Raw genomic sequence first — 16,421 nt, 5'->3', positions numbered from 1 at the left:
TGTATTATGAGAAATAGTTGGTCAAGAAGCTTAAAACTCACAAATATAGGTATTTTTTCACTTTTTCCTTGGTTAGTCCATGCAGATATTAGCGCGGTATCTGTTGCTAATGTGACTGCTAGTAACGAAAGACATGTAGAAGTTCAATGTCAAGTAATCGCCGAGCATGAGAAAGTATACTCTGCTCAAGTTGATGCAAATATAGATTATATTTCGCTCACTGGGCAGCAGTTGGAAAGTGGAGATGAATTGATTAGGCAAGATACTACCTTCATGAAATTTGATTTATCGAAGTTAGAAATAGATATTCTTAGCGAGAAAAATAAATACGAATATTTAAAAAAGGAATCTTCTAGATTATCGTTGTTAGCAAAACGCAATTTGTCATCTGATGAGCAATCCTCACGAGCGATTCATGAGCTTGAACAAAGTAAGTATCGACTTTCATTATTAGAAAATAGAAAAAATGTCTTGCAAGAAAAAATTTCAAGAGGTGTATTAACTGCTAGTAAAAAGGGGGTTGTGGTTTCTAGAAATGTGGAACATGGACAGTTTGCGCAACAAGGAAGGGAATTATTAACATTTGTTGAAGATGATGACAGATCACTTAAATGCCTAGTAGAAGCAAAACTACAAAGTCATATTGCTCAAGAAAGTGTTGCTCAAATATTGTTAGCAAATGAAGAAGTCAATGGAATTGTTAATAGGGTTTCATCAAAATTGGATGATGTTTCCACTTCAATTGCTATTTATATAGAGCCAGCAAGTAAAAGCAAGAGTTTATTGATTTTAAACGCATATCATAGAGTTCGTTTTCCACTTCAGTATAAACAATTATTTTCTATTCCATACAAATCATTAGTCGCATACAAGGGACAGAATTATGTTTACCGAGTTTCGAAAATTAATGGTGAATCTAGAGTCCAAAAAGTTCAAGTTGACGTAGTCGACGACACTGAGTTAGGTTTTGTGGTGCGCGGTGAGTTGAAACAAGATGATATTGTCGTGACCAGCGGCAAGACAATGCTTCAGGATAAAACGGAAGTTAAAATAATTTATTAAGGAACAAACTATGACCCGTTTTGTTTTAGATCAATATCGTATTGTCTTATTTCTTTGTTGTATTTTAATTCTTGCAGGCTCGTATTTTAGTTATTCGCTTCCTGTTTCTTTGCTACCAGAATTAAAAAAGCCTGAGATAACTATTTACAATGTTTGGCCTGGCGCATTGCCAGATGAAATTGAACAAGCTCTTGTTGAGCCACTTGAAAATACATTGGACTCAATTCCAGGGGTACAGGATTTTTCTACTTTTATCTACCCTGAAGCGGCGTTAACTCGAATCTACTTCAAATATAATACCGATATGTATCAGGCGTATATGGATGTACTTGATAGAGTTAACAGAGTACCAAACCGCCCTGTAACTGCTTTAGAGCCAGCAATTACAAATAAGAGCGCTACTAATGACTTAGTCGTAGCTGACCTATTGTTAACAGCAAAGAATGGGGAGGTCTATTCCAGAGAAAATGTAACCAATATTTATGAACAAGTCATTTATCCAAAAGTAAAAGCTATTGATGGAGTCTTACGAATTTTTACTCACTTAAATAGCTTAGAAAAAAGATTAGTTATTGAGTTTGATGCCCATAAATTGTCGCAATATAAGCTCGAGTTTAATGATCTTGCAAATGCTATTGGTAATGTAAGTGATAGAAGTGGCGGCTATATTGAACTCGGGGAAAAGCGTTATAGTATTAAATACCAGGGGCAACATACAATTAAAAGCTTACGCAATCTGCAGATTTCACAGCGTAATGGTCGAAATATTTATCTTAATGATGTTGCTAAAATAAAAGTTGATTTTGTTCAACATGAAACTCGTAACTACTTTAATGGCGAAAGGTCGTTTCATTTTGGTTTGGTTGCTGCTCCGGGAAGCAACACGCTAAATATTCTCGAAGATGTAAAAGAAGTTGTTGATAGTCTAAATAATTCAACATTGGCAGAAAGCGGACTTCAATTAAATCTTGGTGCCGACAACTCTGTGCCAATAGTGCAGTCTGTGTCTTTTGTTTCTAGAAATTTAATTGTGGGTATTTTGCTTTCTGTATTTCTACTTACACTATTTATTCGAAGACCAGTATTGCTTGTATTTATCGCTTCTATTGTTCCTCTTTCTATGCTTGGAACTATCTTGGTCATGGCAATTACTGGGCGCTCAATTAATACCATTTCATTAGCAGGCATAGCGCTATCGACGGGAATAATTTTAGATGCAGCTATTATCTTAGTCGACAGCATATTGCGGCAACGTCAGTTAGGTAAAAGTTCCATAAAAGCTATTACTGATGGTACCAAAGAAGTATCTAAAGCCTTATTTACATCAGTAATTACCAGTATAATTGTGTTTTTACCCATACTCTTTTTAGATACGGCTGAAGGAAGATTGTTTCACGATCTTGCTATCACTATATCTGCGACAGTATTCTTCTCATTAATAGCATCATTATCTTTACTACCAATAATGATGAGAGTTTATTTCAAAAATCAAACATTTATTTGCAATCAAGATGGTTTGTATTTGAACTTAGCGACGAAGCTTTCAAGTTTAACAAGCTCAAAAATCCGTCAATTTAGCATTGCCATTATTGGTGTTATGCTTCCAATAATATTGTCAATCGTTTTTCTACCAAATATAGATGTTCTGCCTGATCCGAAAGGTCATGCGGTGAGTGTTCATTTAAGCTTACACGATAGATTAAATGAAAAAGCCAAAGAAATGCGCTTTGTAGACCCTATTCACGACATGGTTCAAGACCATATAGCTTCAGGCCAAGAGCCGCAAATTTTAAGTTATTCAGTCGGAAATTTAAGAGAAGATAGCCTGTCCTTACGATTCTATGCAAAGGATCATAACAAAATTAATGAATTAAAAGTTTGGCTCGAGCAGAGTTTCTCAGATGGGAAATTTTATGATGCTTATGTAAATATAGACAGTCTCTTGAGGTTCAGTCTTTCAAACTATCAAGACGTTGAAGTTAATATTCTTGGCAAAGATAACGCTCATTTATCTGAATTAGCTCAAAAATTTAAACAATTAGTTGAGAAAGAACTTCCAGAAGCCTATGTCGATTTCTTTGGTGGAGAAGCGAAACAAAGTGAGCGTATTGTATTTACGCCTAAAGACGATGTTTTGCAGCGTCTTAATCTTGACCGAAACCAGATTGGAACATTGACTAAGGCCATAAGTGATGGTGTGTTTGTCGGTGAGTATTTTGACGGTGCGCAAAATTTAACTATGCAATTAAAAAGTGCTAGGACTGAACAATTGTCTGATCTCTTGGATACTCCATTTCATTTTGCCGGTTACGGTACTTTGCCTTTGAGTGTGTTTGTAGACATGAGTTTGACTTCTTCTGATGAACGAATCGATCGATACAATGGCAATAAGTCTCAAGTTTTATATATTTCTCCTCCAGATGATTACTCAATCGACCAATTGTTAACTGTGCTCAAACAAAAAGTTGAACCCGTATTATATAAAGATATGCAAGAAGGTGAGTCGGTAGAATACAACGGAAGTGCTAGCAAGCTCAAAATGATTGTAAGTCAATTATCAATCCAAGCAGGAATTGCATTTTTATTACTGGCAGTGATCATCTCAATAATGTTGAATTCGTTTCGATATGCAGTTATCTCTTTGAGCGCTATGCCATTTACCGTGCTAGGAGGAATTTTAGCAATAAACGCGATTAACTTATTTAGTTTTCAATCGCTCGATGTAATTACGTTTATCGGCTTTATTATTTTAATCGGACTTGCTGTAAATAACTCTATTTTATTTGTCTCTCACTTCAAAAATGGTGTTATGGCTGGCGAACAAAAGTCAAAAGCATTGTACGATGCTATCGCTGTCCGAAGTCGGCCTATTTTGATGAGTACATTAACCAGTATTTTAGGTGTTTTACCGTTAGCCATATTGCCTGGTACTGGTGCCGAAATTTACCGTGGATTGGCAGCCGTTATCGCGGCAGGAATGCTATTCAATCTAATAATCACTATTCCGTTGTTGTCTTCTTTACTAATGCTAACAACAAACGAAAATAAAATTAAAAGTAGTTTAAGTGTCGAACCAGAAGTAATTTCGAACGTTGCTTAAATAGTTCTTGAAGGTTAAAAATAAAATGACAAATCCAGACGAAATTATTTTAGAAAACGCTAGGCTCTGCTCTGAGTTGAATCTTAGCTTTTTTGATTATGCTACTACTAATAACCGAGTAATAGCAAGATACCTGACACCCACATTAATTTATACCACAAATACACCTGAACATGTTTCAAAGCAGAAACAAACCGCTAAAAATTGCTACATTCGGTTTTATCGTTTGATTAATTGCTGAAATTTATAACTTTTTTGGGATTTCAGACATGACTGAAGACATAGCTTTTACAAGCTGCATTGAAGTTGGAATGTTAGAACGTCTTAAAGGTTAAGTAAGCAATTCACTACATTGCGTCAAATTGCTTCGTCGCTTTAATTTTAAGTGCTCACAGTATTTTTGCTTGGCATCAGGATTGCCTACTGACCCCTTGAACACCTTGGTAAATTTGGTAGTAAGCTTTAGCCAATTCTCTGGCTGTATATTAAGCATTGCTAAAATCGGTTGTGATTCGGTGATAAATCCGCGTTTATCTTCGCGCATACAACGCCCTGTTAAATCGACAAGTTCTAAATAATATTTAAATTCAAACGGTAAGCCTTTTGGCATGTTTTTTCTTGGATTACCTGCAAAACGCATGAGTGACTTAGGCTGCTTGCCTACTTTTGCTGTCTCAATACGCTTTTTGATACTGGTATGGTCTGACTTTTCTGGGGTCTTTGCCATTTTGGCTCTGACAGGATTCAAATCCACATACGCTAAACATGCTGCCAACGCGGCTTCATCTAACAAGGCTTGTGATTTAAATCGCCCTTCCCAAAAGCGGCCTGTGCACCCATCTTCTTTATTGGCTTTACGTGCTATATCTTCGTTAAGCGTTCGCATAAACCAGCTAATATCAGCTAGACGCTTTCTATATTCGTCTATCAACTCTGACAGTAAGCATCGCTCTGAGCTGGTCAGTAACTCGCCACTAACAAACTTATGAGTCAGCCAAGTCCCTTTAAACTGCTTGTGCCAACGAATAAGAATGGCTTTATCGGTTAAACGTTTTGCTTTTTTATCATCAACATACAAAACAAGATGGGTATGATTGCTCATCACTGCATAAGCACAGACATCAATACAAAACACCTTGGCAAGCTGCAATAGCTTGTCTTCAACCCACCCTCGTCGATGCTCATATGACTTACCCGTTACTTTATCTTCTCCGCACAAATACGCCCGTCTTACGCATCGTGATATGCAGTGATAGTACTTGGTATCTACCAAGCTAACTTGCCTCTTCCTTGCAATTGCCATTAAAAAAGCCATCCATACTTTAACATTCATTAAAGCATAGACGGCTTCTTAAGCTAACCCAAGATTAGAGTGGGTGTCAGCTTTACATATGTTGCTATTGCCATAAAAAAGCCATCCATACTCTAACATTCATTAAAGCATAGACGGCTTCTTACACTACCCCCAATTAAGGTGGTGTCATGTTTATTTGTGTTGTTACATTTAGCTAATTTTGCTTGCCTGCTAAGTATTAAGAAGCAATTAATTTGACCCCTTTGCTCTTTCTAAAGCTATGCAAGCTGTGGTTTACAGCATTACCTAGAATTTTTCGACTCTACAATTGCGTCCCTTATACGGTGGTGCTATGAATAATTGGTTACTATTTAACAGGTGTTACAAAATGAAGGTTAGCGTAGTTGTTCCAGCTCATAACGAAGAAAAATATATTGGTCGATGCCTTAAATCAATCCGAACTCAATTGATACCGAGTGATCTGCAAGTCGACATCATCGTTGTTTTGAACAGATGTACTGATAAAACACAGGAAGTAGCTGAGATATACGGCGCTAAGGTAGTTAACAATGATTCAAAAAATCTGTCAGCAATCAGAAATACCGGCGTTTCGCACGCAAAAACTGAATGGGTTGTCACCATAGATGCTGATAGTTGGATGTCTGATGGCGTTTTAGCTGAAATATACAGGCATGCAAAACGTTCAAACGTGTTGGGTGGGGGAATACGGATTAAACCCGAAAGATTATCTCCTGGTATTGCCGTTGGGTATAGCATGATGATCGTCCCTGCATTTTTCCTTGGGCTATCTTTTGGCATGTATTGGTTTAAAAAGTCTGATTTTGACGCAATCGGCGGATTCGATGAAAAACGCCATATTGCGGAAGACGTCGACTTTATGCGCAGGCTAAAGTCCCATGGTCGTAAATCAGGCAGGCAACATACAATAATTACCTCTGAGTCTGTAATAACATCTTGCAGAAAGTTTGACGAATTTGGAGATTGGCATTTTGTTCGTATTTTCGCGAATCCATGTCAGGTTCGAAGAGCCATACTTGGAAAAGATCGCGAGTATCTGGATAAAAACTGGTACGATGTTGATCGCTAGCGGCTTTACAAGGTTACTGAATATGGATTCACAAGGCAGTATTAATGATATAGCTAACTTCTGAAACAAGTTATTTTTTAGGCATAATTGATAAACTACAACAATATGTGATATATCCGCGTTTGCCTGTGCTAACTTGCAATTGCCATTAAAAAAACCATCCATACTTTAACATTTATAAAAGCATAGGCAGCTTCTTAAACTAACCCAAGATTAGAGTGGGTGTCAGCCTATCAGGTTATTTCTCTGTTGAGGTGAACTGTCATTTAAACTCATAAAAATCTTTGAAAATGCTCAAAAATCAGGTACAGAACAAATCCTAATGCACCGACTGAGCTAATAACTTTTGCAATCCCAATACTTAACTCTCTAATTATTAGAGCGGCGCCATCAAACCAAACCCTTACTCGTTCCGTTTCTGCTAGATATCTGTTCTTATTCCAGTTTTCAACCTTTTTTTTCTTTGCCATAACCCAACCCAAACAAATCCGTTGAGTCTATACTGGCGGTAGTTCAACGGTGAGTTAAGCATTTTTGATCACGAAGCTGGAAAATTTGATTTTTTTTCCCATTAACCAGTTTTAATCTAGAAATTAAATATGACACCCTATCCAATCTATAGAAAATTTAGCCCTTGCAAACTTCAATACAAAACACCTTGGCAAGCTGCAATAACTTGTCTTCATCCCACCCCCGTCAATGCTCATATGACTTGCCTGTTACTTTATCTTCTCCGCACAAATACGCCCGTCTTACGCACCTAGATATGCAGTGATAGTACTTGGTAGCTACTCAGCTAACTTGCCTCTTCCTTGCAATTGCCATTAAAAAAGCCACCCATACTTTAACATTCACTAAAGCATAGATGGCTTCTTAAGCTAACCCAAGATTAGAGTGGGTGTCAGTCATACAATACAATCCCAATACTTAACTCTCTAATTATTAGAGCGGCGCCATCAAACCAAACCCTTACTCGTTCCGTTTCTGCTATGTACCTACTTTTATTCCAGTTTTGAACATTTTTCTTCTTTGCCATAACCCAACCCAAACAAATCCGTTGAGTCTATACTGGCGGTAGTTCAACGGTGAGTTAAGCATTTTTGATCACGAAGCTGGAAAATTTGATTTTTTTTCCCATTAACCAGTTTTAATCTAGAAATTAAATATGACACCCTATCCAATCTATAGAAAATTTAGCCCTTGCAAACTTCAATACAAAACACCTTGGCAAGCTGCAATAACTTGTCTTCATCCCACCCCCGTCAATGCTCATATGACTTGCCTGTTACTTTATCTTCTCCGCACAAATACGCCCGTCTTACGCACCTAGATATGCAGTGATAGTACTTGGTAGCTACTCAGCTAACTTGCCTCTTCCTTGCAATTGCCATTAAAAAAGCCACCCATACTTTAACATTCACTAAAGCATAGATGGCTTCTTAAGCTAACCCAAGATTAGAGTGGGTGTCAGTCATACAATACACGAAAGTGCGGTGTTGGTTTAACGAAAGGAAATTATCTCAGTTCAAAGTTTTCTTGAATTCAATGGACCTCAGTGAGAGAGCCATATTAAACATGACGTAGCTGTGCAACTATCCCCAGCTTTAGTACAGTTCATTAGTAGAATTATGCAGCCTCTAGATAGCTCATTGAAGTTTGATTTCCTAGTGCATCGTGAGGCCGTTCACAAATGTAAATATCTAACCATACATCTGTAATGTCACGAATTTGCTGAAGTGACTCAAACAGATATAAATCCAATACCTCTTCTCGGGTGCCTGGGACTATTCAAAAATAGGTATCATATTTATTTGAGCCAAAAGAAATATGCGTGGCAGCAAGGTATGGTTGCATAACTAAAGCCATAGCGAGCCTCAGTTTTTAGTGTAAATACAAAGCCACCATCAAAGTTGAAATATTACTATAAATAGCTCAAACACATTTAAACCTTTTGTGATTCTGGTGCGTCAAACAAGACATTAATAAGAATAAAAGGAATAACGTCTCGATGATCAGAGCTTTAAGAATAATGTGCGCGCTTGCAGCTGCTTCATGTATCAGTATTTTCTCGGCAAATACCCTAGCAAATAATCACACGCCACAAGCTTTGCAACACACCCTCTCGGCAAGGCAAGCTAGCGAAGATTTTGATCAATGGTTCAATTGGTTGCACCAAACTCATCCCGATTTATCACACAGTGTGCAGGATGTAGATAAGTTCTACGACACTGTTACGCAGATAAAAACCGAGTTAGACACGCCGATGACTGTAATGGCATTTTGGCAAAAAATAGCACCACTTAATTCGATGCTCGCTGATGGACACTTAAAAGTCGGTCATGGTTCATCTTCACAGTGGAGAGAATGGATAACCCAAGGCGTTACACTACTCCCGTTCGAAGTGGACATTAAAGAAGATGGTCTATACATAGCACGCGATCTGGGTGAACAAAGTAGCAAATATAAAGGCGCAAAAATACAATCTATTAATGGTATAAATGCAGAGGCACTGTTAAAACAATTACTCGTGAATACCCATGGTGATACACTCGCATTTCGCAAAAATGTATTACAAAGCCAATTTAACAGGTTGTATTATATGACCTTTGGTCCACAAGCCTCGTTTAAAATCGCGTTTCAACAAAACAATAAAATAGAACATGTTACGCTCAATGCAAAAGCCGCTATACCAACCGCGCTCGCAAATTCGTCGTTTTCAGATGAATTTAACGTGTCTTATCACGAAAAAACTGCAGTCCTACAGGTAAATACGTTTGCATGGGATGACTTCAAACAGTTTTTAAACTACATGGACTCAGTATTTACTGAGATAAAAGAGAAGCAAATTAATCATTTAATTATTGATATTAGCCGCAATGGCGGTGGTAATGATGATATGTGGATGGCAGGTATTATGCGCTACATCGCACATAAGCCATATCGCCACTTTTCAACTTACCGTTCAAAAGTGCTACTAAAATACAGAGACCCAGGCCAACTCGTTGGCGCTATTGAGCAAGGCGAAAACACCCGCTTCATCGAACCCGAAACGCATTTAGCTAATTTCTACCGTGGCAAAACGTCATTGCTGATTGGCACGGGTACTTATTCATCGTCTATTGTATTTGCGAATACCGTGCAAGATCATCAGTTTGCTCAGCTGATTGGCAACTCAACCGGTGGCCGAAGTACACAAAGTGGTGGCATTCAATTTAAGCATTTAACTCATAGTCAACTTCAGATGATTTCACCACGTTTTATACTCACCCGTCCAAGTGGTAATCAACAAATGACGCCTGTTCAGCCCGACCTATCTATTGAACAGCTTGCGCTTCCCGAAAAAGTAAAAGCGATGCTTTAACATCACCTTAAGCAAACGTCATGTGCCACAACATGGCGCTTGCTTTATTGTTCATAGTGCAGCCAGCTTTCATTTACCCCCAAAGAGGTATTTATTATTATCAATGCCTCTAACGTAAGCGACAAATTTCGGACCTCACCATCCTAACTCGACTCAAATGGCACACAACAGAAGCCCTGACAGTAAATATGCAAATATTGAGAAAAGGCACATCTCAACCACCACATAAAAAACCATTAATTTTCATAATATAAATTGATATTTTTATCTGAGTATCGCAGTATTGTAGAAGTTAATTATAAGTGAATATATTACTGTTAGAAAATGGGAAATAGTAAATGTATAAGCATTTAATAAAACCATTTAAGCGTAAAAAAGCCTACACAAAATAGATTAAAGAGGTCAATCAGTGAATAGTTATCAACTGCCGGCATTAGCCTGTGAAACAGAGTTTGAATATTTTGTCACCGACCTGTGCCGCCTAGAATACGATAACTCATTTCAAGTATATGGTAGAAAAGGTCAAAAACAGAACGGAATTGATGGAATAGGCTCAAATGAAAACAACAAGCTGGTCGTACATCAATGCAAAAAAAAGCGATTAGACCGCCAAGATAAAGACATCGTAAAAGAATTATTAGATGATTTGGTAGCAGATGCTGAGAGCTTCAACCAAGAGTTCATAGTCGATAAAAAGTTTTCAGTAGAGTGCTTTATTTTTGCGCACACTTTTAAAAATGATGTCACTTTACAAAAAAAAGCGACTGAATTAACTGCGAAATATAAGTTTAAAGTCATAGTCTGGAGTTGGGACTTTATGGTTGATAAAACCATGGAGTCACAAAAGTTAATCGATAAATACTTTGCTAAACTCATCAAAGTTAACGGAAAAGCCATCGATCCGAATAATTACATAAGTGAGTTATCTAACATTGTTGCAGACCACTATAAATCAGCCTCATTTACGAGAATGGTTGGCTTGGCTACATCTGTGGATAGTGCCAATTTAAATTTAACAGATACCATTGCAGTGGATTCTTCAAACCCTGCTTCGCAAGATTCCGTGAAATCAAGTGCAATGCTGCTTCGTGACTTAATTGGGTCTTTTTCCAATAACACTCCTCTTAAACAATTAATATTAGGAAAGCCAGGCGTAGGTAAAACCACTTTCCTTAAAACACTATGTCACAAATGGTCAGAAAAAGCGCTCGACTGCCCTTTCAAGGTCATTTTGTATATCTCACTAAGGGATTGGAACAGTGAATTGCCTTTTACCGAAAACGTACTTAATCAATTCTATGAATTCAATGAAAAAAGCAACAGTTCTTTAGAAAATCAGCACCAATTATTAAAAGATAACAACCAAGATATACTATTTTTATTTGATGGCCTAGATGAGTTTAAGCTGAAAGATAATGATGCTTTTATATCAAAAGTATTAGAATTTGATAATGTAATTTTTACCTCACGGCCATATGCGGTAAATCCTAACAAGTTAAACATCAACAAAAAATATGAAATAACCGGGTTAAGTACACCTAGCTTATTTAATTATATACAAAAACACCTCAGTACCGAAGAAGCAAATAATCTAAAATCTCTTTTACAGAAAGAGCCTGCTCTGCTGGAATTAGCACATACACCTCTTATTTTAGAGATTCTCTGTATCGTTTTTGAGGGTGCTCAGACCGAAAGTTCAACAGACTTTACCAATATTGCATCACTATATAAGTGTTTATTAGATAGACTGCTATCTGATTACTGCGCTTTGAAGGGATTATCAAAGGTAGAAGAAAATGAAATTTCTATCATAAAAAAATTATCTGAACTCGCATTCCACAGCCATATTAAAAATAAAGCATATATCGACGTACCTGAAACAGTAGAAGACAGAGAGTTTTTCAGAGATTGCTTATTAAAATCTGGCTTTTTACAGTCCAAGCTTGAGCGACTCAGCATATATAAAGATAATTATTCATTCTATCATTTAACATTCCAAGAGTACCTTTCAGCTTTATACATTTCTACACTTGATGAAGGTGAAATTTCTGAAATTATACAAAAGTATAAACCCTACCCAAACCTTAACACCATGTTCAAGTTCCTTACTGGAATATACGTAAATAAGAAGTTCATACTAAAAGAACTAGATAAGGGACAAAGAGATATTATTGGTTATCACTCTCTTGGGCTATATTTAGACTGCTTTAATGAAGCTGAAGGTTTGGACGTTGAAGACTGTCGTTTCCCCAGAGAACAGGTTTATAAAATCATTGACTATGGTATGAACAACAACTTAAACGTTGAAACTTTAATATATAAAATAAGAGACAAAGAAGCACTGTTAGAGACATATTCAAAATTCGGCTATAACATAAACAAGGTAGCAATCTTTAATCAAATACTATTACACACTGATTTTACCAAAGAAATAATCGAAAAATTCAAGGATGAGAAGTCAAAAAACTTAATAGATGAGCTCACTTTAAAAGCATTAAGCTTAAATGTAATTACGCCTCTCATTGAAGGTAAAGTTGATATTAAGTCTTATATTAAAAACAAAACGAGTAATTCTTCATTTAGATACTTTACAACAGATTTTAATGAGTCTGAAGAGCTACTAGGAGAAGACATCTTAATTTCGGCCCTGTTCAACCTATACCACTACAATCAAGAGTATTGTCTATGGATATCTGACTTAATGTTAAATAGCGATACACAAAACTCAATAAAAACAAAACTCTTATTTACCACCAAAAATAGTGATATAACAGAACCGTCAGTTTTAAAAAATGATTCAAATGAAGATTTAAATATTGAAATTGAATGCGACGATGAGCACGATATCGTTTTTGATGACCTGGCGCTGTGTGCACGGTTCAACACATCCTCCGACAAAGTTGATACTGCTAATGTCATATTAAAAGAGTTAAATACTTTACCCCAGGAAAAAGTTCAAAAAGCAAAATCAGCCCAACTAATCTTGGAGTACCTACTATCTAACGACATCAATCAAGCTTCGGATTACAGCTTTATGAAACTTGCCTGTCGATATTTAAAACGTAATTATAGCTTAGAGCTTGATGAATACATATGCCAACTAATTGAAATTATCATAAAAAAAGAAATAGATTATACAAATAAAGACATTATGTATTTGCTTGAACACTTGGCACTCTGCGAACCTAAAAGCGCCAGGTTAAAAAATATTATATTCTCATTCCTTGATGATAAGTCAGTAAAATCAGCACATAAAATAGATATTGCCAAGTGTTTATTTATTACTGGAAGCCGGGAGATCTCTGTAATGAATATCTTATTTTACCTAATTAGTAGTTCGGAAAAACTTTGGGGAGGCGGGATCCAAGACATAATGAAAAATGAGGTCATCTCATTACTAAGTGGTTTTTCTGTCGATAAAAGTAAGGGAGTACTTGAACCGACTCGCGTGTACTCTGCTGGTAGGAAATTAAAGTTAAGTACAAAATCAACTTTTTACTTTATCAAAAACATACCTGACCTTATAGAAAACGATAACTTTATCAAAGCTATTGTTAATTACTTTATCACTCAAAACAAACCCCTCTACCTCATAGAAAACAAAGTAATATCATTTGAAGATGGTGCACAGGTATCAATTGAACTGACTGAAGATAAGATAACCAAGTTAAAAGATAAAATAGATCAAACTCTTAACTGTATAAGCTTTAAAAATTAACTCCTTGACATGTACCACTTCCTCTACATCCCAAAAAGACGAAGTGGTACTCGATTAAGTTTAAATATAAAACCAACAAAAAATCATAGCTGAAATTAAAATTATAAAACCCAGAAATAAAATCAGATTAAAAATTAAAACCATTACACTGCACTAACGTTAGCCAATAATAATTCACACTTAAATACTGGCTAACTAAAAAATTTATTGACACCTGCTATTTTTTTAGATAAAAAATTAAGTGTTAACTATATAAAGGAGCTTGTAATGACATTAGAACTTAAGAAAATCAGCTTAAAAAACATCTCCACACCTTCAGCATCGCTATTTGAAAATGACAAGGCCATAGGTAACAGAAACCCTGAGGGTTGCGGTACTACAACGCATCAAGGTCAATACTCTTGTTAACTAACATTTTATAATTAAGTATATATCGAATTATAAAAAACGCAGTTTTATAAAAATATAAATCTGCGTTTTTATCATTTATAGTAAAACTGTTCTATCACTACCTCATCATCAAGGTAGTTGAGCATATTTTACTTCAAGCTTTGCGTGAGTAATCGTAGCAAAATAACTTCGCTCATAAGGTGAAGCAGTTAAAATAATACCCTGATTACTATTTTCGTCCTCAACCCACTGCTTAACTAAATTAATTAGCAGATCTGACTCTACGACATAACTATTATTTGCCATTGCAGCGGGGATCGTGCCTAAGCGCTGATCCCAAGCAGGACACACATTAAAGCTTTGGCAAAAGTCGTCATAGCTCACCGCTTGGCCATTTAATGTACGCTTGTTTTGATTAAATACTTCTATCGAATTAAATGGCGTCATTAGGCTAGACTCCCACTTCGATGATCAGTTTAGCCTCCAAAACATGGCTACCAGAGATCTCTGGGCTGAAGGTTAACAATGTCTCATAGTCATAAGGAATTGAAGAACCCGAACGTAAGTAACCACCTACTCTTGTGTTATTAGAGGGTGCCACGAGTGATGTTTGCCAGTTGCTGCGCTCTAACGCATATTGCTGTGCATCGAAAACCTTCGTATACACAGACATAAACGGCTCTTTTTCATACGCTCTGGTTTCACCCAGTAAATTCTTTCTGGCGGATACTCTGCCCTTGGTAACCAGCAGTCCAACAAAGCGATATAGCCCATCCGCTTTGACAAGTGCCTTATTGTTCACATTAAACATCACCGAATTATCACCAGCGGTTAAGTCTGCTGAAAACGTAATAAGGCCCAAATCTGTGTTATCTGCAGCAAAAGCTTTTGAAGATACCTGATAACGGCCAGATTGCTTCACAAATACAGGGAAGCTGACATCAATACCTGAGTAATAACCATCAGCTAACACGGGTTCTTCGGTTATCTCTGGCATGATCTCTATATCATCTCGACATAAATCAGCATAAGAGGTCCCTGTCGATAATACATGGTCAGGCAACAATGCTGTTAAATGGATACCTTCAGAGTCTACTTTATTCACCCAAAACTTAGCGAGCTGATACTGAGATGTTTTATTTAAATTGGCTTTGAGCTCATCCCGTGAATAACTTAAATTAATGACTGCTGCACCCAGTGGCAAAGACACATTTTTATTGCTGAGTAATTTGCGCTCACTGTAAGAAATATCCAGATTCACGACGTACTGACCTGCTTCCAACACTTCTAAATTAACTTTTGCATTGATTGCTTCAACACAGCCCGCGCTATCTAACACTTTGTCATAGGTGATGTCATTAACGTCAATAAAAGGGCTCTTCACATCAAGCATCATACCGACGAACAATTCCTTTACCGGTGTTAATATCGACCGCCATACTTACTTTATATTGACCGGGTTTATTGAGTAGAAAGTCAATACGGTAGATCCCATCTGCTTTTTGCGCATCAGCTTCTTCCCCATTATCTTGCGCAGTTAAAACCGTGTTCAAACCATCCGGGTCTGTTATGGTGAACTCAAGTGAAACGCCAGCAATTGGCAAACCCTCATCTAAGATAGTCACAGCTAAAGGTGCCACCTAGTCTACCAAGTACTCGGTGCGCGCAATGACCATCCCGACTTGCAGATTAGATCGCATAATTGCGGTTGCAGCTGCTCAGGGAGCAAGAATATACCACCCAGTAATGGATTAGCAGCATCTAGTTCTGCGCCTGCGATAAACTGCGTTTTAGGATCATTGGCATCTGTAACCATGTTACCCTGTGGATCAAACAGTTGAACACTTGCTCCCTCTACAGGCACAACCAGCTCAACCCGAAAACTCTGTGCGCCTTGTACGTCGAATTGTAATGTCGCGATTTCATCTTCTGTTTTAATCGCCACTGATGGCGTAGTCGGTGAATTTGCAACAATTTGTCCTTGTATACTTGCCGAAACGGACGATGCCAAAAGCATCACCACCAGCATTAAGCCTTGAGCAATGATGTTACCTGTCCAGTATTTAAACATTTTCAATCTCGTTATCACCTTTCAAATCTTTTTATTTAAGATGTATTGTGTTGTTAACTATGCGTGTGATGTTTTGTGCATTTTTCAATGTTGAATGGTTCGCCATCACATTACCAATTACTTGACCATAGCTGGGATTTGCACTGTTTAACGTCACAACAATATCGTTGTTTTGAGGTTGAATAGATGAGGTCGCTGCGTATTTCAAAATAATCATGTCAAAGATAACACCGTGCCCCTTACTCTTGTTAATTGCAAAAGCACAGACTTTAAAATGAGATATGTAAGACTAAAGTTTGGTGCCATACTTGATCAAA

At 37.0% G+C, this 16,421-nt stretch carries 14 protein-coding genes and 2 pseudogenes; 6 read left to right on the top strand and 10 right to left on the bottom strand.

Going from position 1 to position 16,421, the window contains the following annotated elements; all coding sequences use genetic code 11:
* Positions 1-6: 6 nt before the first annotated feature.
* Together N473_RS06905 and N473_RS06900 are read left to right on the top strand one after the other, a co-directional pair.
* Positions 7-1,062 (top strand): efflux RND transporter periplasmic adaptor subunit, encoded by a 1,056-nt coding sequence (locus tag N473_RS06905; RefSeq protein WP_063367267.1) that lies wholly within the window; start codon positions 7-9, stop codon positions 1,060-1,062.
* Between the two features lie 10 nt (positions 1,063-1,072).
* Entirely contained in the window at positions 1,073-4,162 is a 3,090-nt protein-coding gene (locus N473_RS06900) for an efflux RND transporter permease subunit (protein ID WP_063367266.1), read from the top strand.
* A gap of 331 nt (positions 4,163-4,493) precedes the next feature.
* On the opposite strand, the gene N473_RS06895 is transcribed toward N473_RS06900, so the two are convergent.
* Positions 4,494-5,465 (bottom strand): transposase, encoded by a 972-nt coding sequence (locus N473_RS06895; RefSeq protein ID WP_063367302.1) that lies wholly within the window; start codon positions 5,463-5,465, stop codon positions 4,494-4,496.
* A gap of 379 nt (positions 5,466-5,844) precedes the next feature.
* Here N473_RS06895 and N473_RS06890 point away from each other — a divergent pair, with 379 nt between their 5' ends.
* On the top strand, positions 5,845-6,564 hold the full coding sequence (locus N473_RS06890; RefSeq protein WP_196766373.1) for a glycosyltransferase: 720 nt from the start codon (positions 5,845-5,847) through the stop codon (positions 6,562-6,564).
* Between the two features lie 272 nt (positions 6,565-6,836).
* On the opposite strand, the gene N473_RS06885 is transcribed toward N473_RS06890, so the two are convergent.
* The 4 genes and pseudogenes from N473_RS06885 to N473_RS25780 all read right to left on the bottom strand — a co-directional run bounded on the left by N473_RS06885 (position 6,837) and on the right by N473_RS25780 (position 8,325).
* Positions 6,837-7,034: a hypothetical protein gene (locus tag N473_RS06885; RefSeq protein WP_063367264.1), complete on the bottom strand. Its 198-nt coding sequence runs from the start codon at positions 7,032-7,034 to the stop codon at positions 6,837-6,839.
* 166 nt (positions 7,035-7,200) lie between these two features.
* Positions 7,201-7,332: pseudogene (locus tag N473_RS25790) on the bottom strand (transposase); the annotation flags it as partial.
* Between the two features lie 434 nt (positions 7,333-7,766).
* A pseudogene (locus N473_RS25785) lies at positions 7,767-7,898 on the bottom strand (transposase); the annotation flags it as partial.
* Positions 7,899-8,190: 292 nt separating this feature from the next.
* Positions 8,191-8,325, bottom strand: a complete 135-nt coding sequence (locus tag N473_RS25780) for an integrase core domain-containing protein (RefSeq protein ID WP_081220986.1) — start codon at positions 8,323-8,325, stop codon at positions 8,191-8,193.
* A 247-nt stretch (positions 8,326-8,572) separates the two neighbouring features.
* On the opposite strand from N473_RS25780, the gene N473_RS06880 reads away from it, so the two are divergent.
* The 3 genes from N473_RS06880 (at position 8,573) to N473_RS26120 (ending at position 14,051) form a co-directional block, all read left to right on the top strand.
* Positions 8,573-9,925 carry a S41 family peptidase gene (locus N473_RS06880; protein WP_081220985.1) on the top strand — a complete coding sequence of 451 codons (1,353 nt, stop codon included), beginning with the start codon at positions 8,573-8,575 and terminating at the stop codon, positions 9,923-9,925.
* A gap of 409 nt (positions 9,926-10,334) precedes the next feature.
* Positions 10,335-13,643 (top strand): NACHT domain-containing protein, encoded by a 3,309-nt coding sequence (locus N473_RS06875; protein WP_063367262.1) that lies wholly within the window; start codon positions 10,335-10,337, stop codon positions 13,641-13,643.
* Positions 13,644-13,910: 267 nt separating this feature from the next.
* Complete coding sequence (locus tag N473_RS26120; RefSeq protein ID WP_155735543.1) at positions 13,911-14,051, top strand: hypothetical protein; 141 nt, start codon at positions 13,911-13,913, stop codon at positions 14,049-14,051.
* A 111-nt stretch (positions 14,052-14,162) separates the two neighbouring features.
* Here the strand turns inward: N473_RS26120 and N473_RS06870 are convergent, their stop codons facing one another.
* From N473_RS06870 to N473_RS06850, 5 genes are read right to left on the bottom strand one after another with little or no spacing between them, the layout of a single operon-like run.
* Positions 14,163-14,480 (bottom strand): hypothetical protein, encoded by a 318-nt coding sequence (locus tag N473_RS06870; protein WP_063367261.1) that lies wholly within the window; start codon positions 14,478-14,480, stop codon positions 14,163-14,165.
* Positions 14,481-14,484: 4 nt separating this feature from the next.
* A complete protein-coding gene (locus N473_RS06865) occupies positions 14,485-15,429 on the bottom strand; it encodes a hypothetical protein (RefSeq protein ID WP_063367260.1) in 945 nt (314 codons plus the stop codon).
* On the bottom strand, positions 15,419-15,673 hold the full coding sequence (locus tag N473_RS06860) for a hypothetical protein (RefSeq protein ID WP_063367259.1): 255 nt from the start codon (positions 15,671-15,673) through the stop codon (positions 15,419-15,421). The genes N473_RS06865 and N473_RS06860 overlap by 11 nt, the downstream gene beginning before the upstream one ends.
* Positions 15,674-15,678: 5 nt before the next feature.
* Positions 15,679-16,104, bottom strand: coding sequence for a hypothetical protein (locus tag N473_RS06855; RefSeq protein ID WP_063367258.1), 426 nt, complete (start codon positions 16,102-16,104; stop codon positions 15,679-15,681).
* Positions 16,105-16,135: 31 nt separating this feature from the next.
* Positions 16,136-16,321, bottom strand: coding sequence for a hypothetical protein (locus N473_RS06850; RefSeq protein WP_063367257.1), 186 nt, complete (start codon positions 16,319-16,321; stop codon positions 16,136-16,138).
* Positions 16,322-16,421 lie beyond the last annotated feature (100 nt).

It is taken from the genome of Pseudoalteromonas luteoviolacea CPMOR-1, assembly GCF_001625685.1.
In the GTDB taxonomy this organism is placed as follows: Bacteria; Pseudomonadota; Gammaproteobacteria; order Enterobacterales; family Alteromonadaceae; genus Pseudoalteromonas; species Pseudoalteromonas luteoviolacea_K.
This window is presented reverse-complemented; position numbering and strand designations above follow the sequence as displayed.